Annotated in this window: 6 protein-coding genes; all 6 read right to left on the bottom strand. The window is 50.2% G+C overall.

What is annotated here, in order from left to right; genetic code table 11:
• Positions 1 to 1,326: serine/threonine protein kinase (locus HN413_16250; protein MBT3391951.1), on the bottom strand; the 1,326-nt coding region annotated here is incomplete at its 3' end.
• 84 nt (positions 1,327 to 1,410) lie between these two features.
• Entirely contained in the window at positions 1,411 to 2,724 is a 1,314-nt protein-coding gene (locus HN413_16245) for a VWA domain-containing protein (GenBank protein ID MBT3391950.1), read from the bottom strand.
• A gap of 17 nt (positions 2,725 to 2,741) precedes the next feature.
• Positions 2,742 to 4,076 carry a hypothetical protein gene (locus HN413_16240; GenBank protein MBT3391949.1) on the bottom strand — a complete coding sequence of 445 codons (1,335 nt, stop codon included), beginning with the start codon at positions 4,074 to 4,076 and terminating at the stop codon, positions 2,742 to 2,744.
• A gap of 21 nt (positions 4,077 to 4,097) precedes the next feature.
• Positions 4,098 to 6,359 (bottom strand): protein kinase, encoded by a 2,262-nt coding sequence (locus HN413_16235; GenBank protein MBT3391948.1) that lies wholly within the window; start codon positions 6,357 to 6,359, stop codon positions 4,098 to 4,100.
• A gap of 3 nt (positions 6,360 to 6,362) precedes the next feature.
• Positions 6,363 to 6,623, bottom strand: coding sequence for a hypothetical protein (locus HN413_16230; protein MBT3391947.1), 261 nt, complete (start codon positions 6,621 to 6,623; stop codon positions 6,363 to 6,365).
• Between the two features lie 20 nt (positions 6,624 to 6,643).
• Positions 6,644 to 8,116: protein kinase (locus HN413_16225; protein MBT3391946.1), on the bottom strand; the 1,473-nt coding region annotated here is incomplete at its 5' end.

Below are 8,116 nucleotides of genomic sequence, written 5' to 3'. Positions count from 1 at the left end.
ATACATATCCAAATAAACAGAATGCACAGGGATTTCATCGCTATCACCGCCGTCGCTACCCATAACAAATATTCCTTCTTGGACATAAGCCATCACCATGCCATCAACTGGTGAAATTTGAGTATCCCCAGCTTCAGGCTTGTGCTTTGTGATCGGGGTGTCTTCGAGTAAAGGTATTGGCGTACCAATTAGCTCAACCGTAGCGGAGACACCTACCTTAGCTATTTCAGTTGCTGGGGTAAGAGTGTCAATTGGCCGATCGACACCCAAGGCGTCTGCCATGCTGGTTATCGTCAGACTGGATTGCGGTGGTAAGGTGCATCGCCCAACCCCAAATCCAACGCCAACCCCAACCAAGACGATCAGGGCTACGAAGATACGCAACAGTTTCCATCCAGGCCTGCGACGGGACGGCACTGGAGAATCGGTCAATACGTCAATATGCCGGGGAGTAACAGGCTCAGTAGAGGTAACCGCTTCACCGATTGGGACGAGTTGCAATTGACCAAGTGTTTCTAGCTCCTCCTGAAAACGCCCTGCATTTGGGAAACGCGCCGCGGGTTCGCTGTTTAACGCTTTTTCCAGGCAGGCATTTAACGCTATTGGCGTCCCATGCGGCCAGACCTCCGAGAACTGCGGACCTTCTATGATATGCTGTTTCATCAACTGGGTCGGGCTTTCACCATCGAAGAGCGGTTTTCCCATTAGCATTTCGAAGAACACGCAAGCCAGGCTGTACACATCCGCCGCGGATGTCCACCCTTGTCCATCCCAAGCTTCGGGGGCCATATAGGCGGGCGTACCCAAAATGCCGCCGGTCAGGCTCATGGTTGTGCTGCTATCCGCCGCAGCCAGCGACTTGGCAAAGCCGAAATCGGTCAGGTAGGCGTTGCCCTGCGCATCGAGAAGGATATTGCCGGGTTTGACATCACGGTGCACCAGGTTTTGCCCGTGGGCATAGTCCAGAGCGCTGGCAATCTGCATGAGCACTTCCAGGGCGCGCGCGAATGGCAAGGGGCCATCTTCGGCCAGCAGATCTTTCAGCGAGCCGCCTGGTATATAATCCATGACCAGGTAAAAACGGCCCTGATCCTCACCCAGCGCATAAACCGATAAGATATGAGGATGTTTGAGCCGCGCCACCAGACGGGCCTCTTCGCGAAAGCGCTCGATGAAGGATGGGTCGGCAACCAGGGCCGGGTGCAGCACTTTCACCGCCCGTTCGACTTGCAGCGTTTCATCTACCGCGCGGTAGACCGTACCAAAGCCACCGCGGCCGATTTCTTCTATCAGGGTGTACTGATCGAGTTTTATATCGAGTGTCATAGGTTGTCCTTGATCCGCAAATCTGCGCCAATTTTCGCTAATTTATTCGCGACGATTAGCGTAGATTAGCGGATTCTTCTTGGTTCACTGCTTAAACTTCGGCAGTCGCCGCGTTTCGCCACACTGCGGGCAGGCGCCGGGTTTGCCGGTCATATCGAAGCCGCATTTGGCACATTTTTCTTCTTTCTGCTTTGGCTTGCGCCGGAAGATAATCAGCAACAGGGCCGCCAAACCAAGCACGAGTAAACCCGGACACCAGATTGAAAAACTACCCTCCACTCGCTCAACAAAGGTGGGTATAGGCGTTGGGGTTGGGGTGAGCGTTGCTGTCGCGGTGGCTGTGACCGTCGCGGTCGCCGTGGCTGTATTCGTCGGCGTGGGGCTGGGGGTTGTCGTCGCAGTAGGCAGCGGCGTCTCCGTTGGGACGGAAGTCTGGGTGATTGTGGGCGTCGGGGATACATACGGCAAGGGGCCAAACTCGATGCTTTGCGAATCGCTGCCCAAGGTTGTATCGAGAGTCAAGTTTAATGTATGCACCAGCCCGTCGTACGGCAGACTCGACTCGAAGGTCAGGGTGTATTGGGTTTTCAACAACGTTGCCATATCCGTAAAGAGATGGCCCAATTCCGATGAACTCGGGGCAGCCCGAAACAGGCCACCGGTCTCCGTTGCCAAACGGCGCAGGTAAGGTTCATCGATATCTTTGCCCAGGCCAATCACAAAGATGGGGATATTCGCTTCTTGAGCCAGGTGGATGCCTTCATCCGGATCGCCAAGTTCGGCTGGCTCATTACGGCCATCCGTCAGGAGTAAAATAGCCCGGCGACCTTCAGGCTCGCCATTGGCTAAACCCACCGCTTTGGCTGCCGCATTAAAGAGGTGGGTTTGACCCCAGGGTTGCAGGCTGGCAACCAGATCAAAAATCGGGTCCAGATGATCGGTGAATGCAATCTCCAGGCTTGGATTCAGGGAAGTGGGGTTGGGATCCAGGGTGCTGGAAAATGCGATCAGGGATGCCCTGTCCCCCGGCTCAAGACGATCCAGGAAACGCGTGGCCGCGGCTTTGGCGTCTTCAATCGGCTTGCCGAACATGCTTTCGGATACATCCAGCACCAGCCCAACCGAAAGCGCCACATTCAGGTCGGCTTGCGCAGTGATGGGCTGGAATGCATCGCCATCATCTTCTTGCAGCGAAAAATTCTCGGGAGCAAGCCCAGCCAATGGCAGGCCATCGGCATTCCAGGCGCTCACTAATACAGTGACCTGCGGGAAATTGGAAATATCCACCCAATCAATATGCAGGGTGACGGGCTTTTCTTGAGCCGCAACCGCCATTAAGGGCTGAGTCACCAACAACAGGATTACAAATACAAGCGTAAAACGAAAGTGTGCCTTCATAGTTAGTCTCCTAAGAATCAGGGATATTTTTCGATATAGTAATTATACAGATCACCTTCGGCAACCCATCCTTGCAGACCAGATGAAGTCACACGAACTTTCCAGTATATAAATGCATCATTTCGCCCTGGACGTGGTTCGCAAACTGGGCCATCAAGCACTTTCATCCGGCCACCTTCGGGGATCAGTTCAATAATATTGTTGTTGCTTACTTCTGGTGCAGAACGCAAACGCAATGGTGTGCCATCCGTATAGGTTACGCGAATAGAATCATCAATATCAACCCTAGGCTCTGGTGCTTTAAAGCAATTAAAACCTGCCGGAGTTAGTGTTTGCTTGATCGGGCGCGGTGTAATTGTAACCTGAACTACTTGTGGCAACGATTCTGCAGCGGCAAGCACATAAAAAGTTGTAGCTGCCGATGCATAGAATCTTTCTGTTGCTGCAAAACTGACCTCAGAAAGTTCTTCACCAAAAACAGCAATTCCATACGTTCCACGTTCGCGAACCCGAGGGGACTCAATTTCTTGCACCAACCTTCCAGTAGCATCTACTTCGGCTTCCCAGGTTTTCAGAATTGTGTAATTATCACCATCATCCAAATAAACGGCAACAAGAACGGTTTCGTTAGGTTTGTATCCAGAAAAGAAAATCTGCGTTTCTTCCCCTTCGACAACTGCATCTGAACACCCATAGAAACCCTCTGACCTTCGGGAAAGAAATACTTGTGGCCTATTAGAATAAGAAATACTGAACGAAGCGGTCGCTACCGGAATAGACAAAGAACTTACTCGGATCGAATATTTGCCAGATTGAAGTAATAGATTATTATCAAAACAGTAGGTAAAATCCGACACATTATTCTTATTCTTTACCAGAACAGAGCCATCTGGGCGAACAAGTTCAATGATTATATTTTCTCGTGTTGGGTAGTTAAATATATTTACCATGCCTGCATCAATGTACACGATTGGGTTATTTGAAGTATCCTCAGGAGCGCCTCCCCCCATCCCAAATATAGCTAATGAATCAATCATATTGCTATCATTGTTTATTTCACCGGGCAATAGAATATCGTTTGGCAGAGTAACCACGGTCGAAAAGCCTGGATATTTTTCAAAAGCAACAGCTTTCATCGGTGTAGTTGTAGGCGAATCTACAACATCAATGCTTAGTGGCACATTGATCTTCGTTTTCGGCGTAGCGCTCGGAATAATTTTTGTTGTCTGAACGGCAGTTCGAGTCACATATTCAACAACCACCACGGTTTCAGGTTCAGGACGACATCCCACGAGAACTAAAGAAAGCAATATTTGGATCATTATTGGATAGAAAGCCTTCTTTGGCAGCATTTGTACCTCCCATTTCGCTTTTCAGCGATTCTCAATTTCAGCAAGTGCTTGTTGGTATTTTTGACGTGCATCTTCATCTAACGTAATGGCAACCGCTTGTTGGTAAGCGTCAATAGCCAAATTGGTATCACCCAATTGCTGATAAATACTCCCCAACTGCGCCCAAAAAGCCGCTTTTGCACGCGGCGATTGAGAAATTTCTGCTGCAATTTGATATTCGTGTTGAGCCGTATCAAGATCAGCAGAGAGTACGGCAACCGAACCAAGATGCCCGTGTGATTGGGCAACAAATTCTGCTATGCGCGTATTGCCTATTTCGGCAGCATCAACGACAGCTTGAAAATGTGTAGAAGCATCCGTCAACAACGATTGCGTCCCCAGAATTTGATAACGCACCAGGGATAATCGTCCCATGCCAAAATCAACTTTGACAGGAATATCTGCCGTAGGGGGCTGGTCCGTAGCTGATAGCGCGGCTAAATATTGTTCTTCGGCCAAATTCAGATCAGACTGTGAAATTTCTGAAAAAGTATTTACAGGGGGAATACCCAACGCTCGCACAAAATAGGTTTCACCAAGACCAATATAGGCACGCGCATATTGTGGATTTGCCACCAACGCAAGATTAAAGTAATTCTCTGCATCGTCAACACGCTCCAGCTTCCCGGCAGCATTCCCCAGCATGAGATATAAGCTCTCTTTGCCCGTATCCCCCTCCCACCCATCTGCTTGCAAGGCAATTTCAAAGAACGAGAATGCATCTTCATACTCCATAAGGCTAAACAATGATGCCCCCGTAGCAATATACGCAATCGCCTGTCCCCGGCCAGCAATATCCCGGTTGGCCTCAACCCGGCTCACCAAACTACCTGCCCCACCGGGGATGCGGATGGCTTCACCCAATGGATGACGCCCCAAAAATTCCGGGATAAGGCTAAATAAGCGTTCTGAAATATACAGTTCTGGAGTAATCGTTTGACTTGTGCCATCATCAGAAATAGTCCCGTAGATAACAAGGTCCGCGTTTATTTGTTGAGCCAGTTTTGCTGCTGAATCAGCACGCTTTTCGGCTGTTGCTCCAGCTATCGGACCAATTTGATCGGGACCGCGTACTTCATAGAGCATATCTACTGCTTGGGTAATTTCCTGCAAACTCTTATCAATGCGCTGATATATTTGTTGCGATACGGCCAGGCCCGTTTCCGCGTCCAAATTTCCCTGATCAATTATGAACTCAGCAACCGCCAGATTGAATTCACCTAACATCACGGAAGTATAAAGCTCTGGGGTAGGGTATTCTTCACTACGGGAGAAGTCCCCAAACGCAAACCAAAGCCCCCCGGCGATGAGCACAAGAACCCCCACAATTGCCAGGGCATATCCCCCTGGTATGTTTTTCTCCTTTACGGGCATCGAAACACCCACTCCAGACTTGGTCAAGATTTCTTTTTTGCTATTTTGTGCAGCCTGAATGAGCGTCAGGGCTTCTGCGCCACCCCAGGGACGCATATCAGCATCCTTCGCTAATAGCTTCGCCAGAAGTTCATCCACCTGAGTGGGAACATCTTCCCGCAACACACTCGCGGTCTGTCCTGTCTTTTGGCTGGCATACAACCTTCCAGTTAAGAGCTGAAATAAGGTAGCACCCAAAGCATAGACATCCGATGAGGGTTTCAAATAGGCCGATGTGGTTTCCTGCTCTGGACTCATGTATCCTGGCGTACCTGGATGTGAGGCGGTTTCACTGATTTGCGAGCGCATGCTTGGCCCGCCAGGGATCTGCACTAAACCCAGATCAGCCACCTTTGCCACTCCATCGGTATCGAAAAGGATATTACTGGGTTTGATGTCACGATGCACAATATCTTTTTTGTGCAATGCGCTCAAGCCCGCAGCAATTTCTTCTGAAACGCGCAAAGCAGACAGAACTGACATATGCTGCTTTGTGGCTTCCATAGTTTTCAGGCGTTTACTGAGAGAGCCACCCGCCGCGTATTCCATCACCAAAAGCAGCGTATCAGCATCCTTTTCAAAATCATAGATACGCACAACATTGGGATGATTAATTTTGGCTCCCAATTGTGCTTCGAGACGAAATCGCTGCTGATAATCCTGATATTGCGTACTGCCCAACCCAGGTTCATCACGATGCAGAACCTTAATGGCTCTAGGTGCGTTAAGTTCCAGATGTGTAACATGATACACATCTGCGAACGCCCCACGTCCAATATGCGCTTCAATGCGATATTTATCCAGCAGAGTTTGACCGGGTTGATAGCGCATTGCCTACACAATCCCACCCGTAGTTAGCAGGCTAATAATTGCGCGTGCACCACCAACCAGCAAGGCCAAGCCGCACAAAATCAGGCCGCCAACGGCCGCGCCGTTACGCTCATCCTTATTGCTGATCAAATCAGCCAGGCCCAGGATTGCTCCAATCAAGGCTACTGGCAGGGTGATGCAGTTGAGTATATTAAGTAGTGGGATCAGTGAGACGCAGACCCCAGTGAACGATAAAATGCCAAGAATTAAAGATGTAATGCCCATGAAAAACCTCCTAAAGTGTTTTATGGATAGACAAACGGTGACGTGCTCTCCCAGCTTTTCAGCGTTATCGTAATTTGCTCGGTTTTATTGTCATCGAGCCGATAAATTTCATCCTTGCCGCCCCGGTCAGAAACGAAGTACAACACCTCCGACAAGCCAATATAGGGTGATTTGCTTTCACCAAGTCCCGGGGTAAAGATGAGTTGTTCGACTTCTTTTTCTCGCAGACGATAGATTTCAGCTTTGCCGCTGCGATCCGAGACAAAATACAACGCTCCCGTTAAACTGACAATCGGCGACCAACTCTCGGCGCTACCCGGCGTGGATGTGATTTGCTCAATATCAGTGCCGCGCAAACGATATATTTCAGCTTTGCCACTACGATCCGAGACGAAGTACAACGCACCCGTTGTGCTGATAAATGGCGACCAACTCTCACCATTACTGGGGGTAGAGGTAAGCTGCTCGGCTTCAGAATCGCGCAGACGATAAATTTCAGCCTTGCCGCTACGATCTGAGACATAATACAATGCCCCAGTTGCACTAACAAATGGGGACCAACTTTCTCCATTTCCCGGTGTCGATGTAAGCTGCTCGACTTGGGTTTCCCGTAAACGATAGATTTCTGCCTTCCCGCTGCGATCCGAGACAAAATACATGGTTCCAGATAAATTGACAAAGGGGTCCCAACTTTTCCCCCCACCGGGTGTGGATGTCAATCGCTCAGCCCCTGTATCCCGCAGCCGATAGATTTCATCTTTGCCACTTCGATTGGACACAAAATACAGTGAACTGTTAATTTCAGGAGCGCTGGGTGGCATCGGCAACTGGCTGCCCAGACCGATCACGGCCGCCATCAGCAGTACTGCCGCCAGACCGATCCATATCGATTTCTTCCTGAAAATTTGCAGCCAAAAGGGCCTGGTCTTTTGCAGGGCGTTGCCCAGTTTTGCGGATGCATCCCGAGCGCGCTGCACTAAGAAAGGGATGGTTTCTTTCCACCAGTCAGCGATATTGTCGAAGATTGTTTCTTCAGGCTCAGGCGGAGGGGGCGAAGGGTGACCAGGTCCATCCGGCCTATGGCTTTCGCTGGCGAGCGCATCGGCAAATACCCCGGCAGATGAAAAACGTTCGTCGGACTTCATCGCCAGCGCCTGGCGTAGAACAACTTCTTTGGCGGCCATCTCTGGCGCAGGCCAGGGATCGGGAAAACGCGGCCCCTCCACAACGTGTTGTTTGACGATTTCGGAGAGTGAACCACCATCAAAAAGCAATTTACCAGTCAGCATTTCTACCAGCACGCAGGCCAGACTATAAACATCGGCGGCGGGTGTCCAGCCTTTGCCATCCCATGCTTCGGGCGCCATATAGGCCGGGGTTCCTAATGCCCCCCCGCTGACACTCATCGAAGTGCTGCTATCAGCGAAGGCCAGCGATTTGGCAAAACCAAAATCGCTCAGATAAGCTTTGACATCGGCATCCCGCAGAATATT

This window comes from Chloroflexota bacterium (assembly GCA_018648225.1).
Lineage (GTDB): Bacteria > Chloroflexota > Anaerolineae > Anaerolineales > UBA11858 > NIOZ-UU35.
This window is presented reverse-complemented; position numbering and strand designations above follow the sequence as displayed.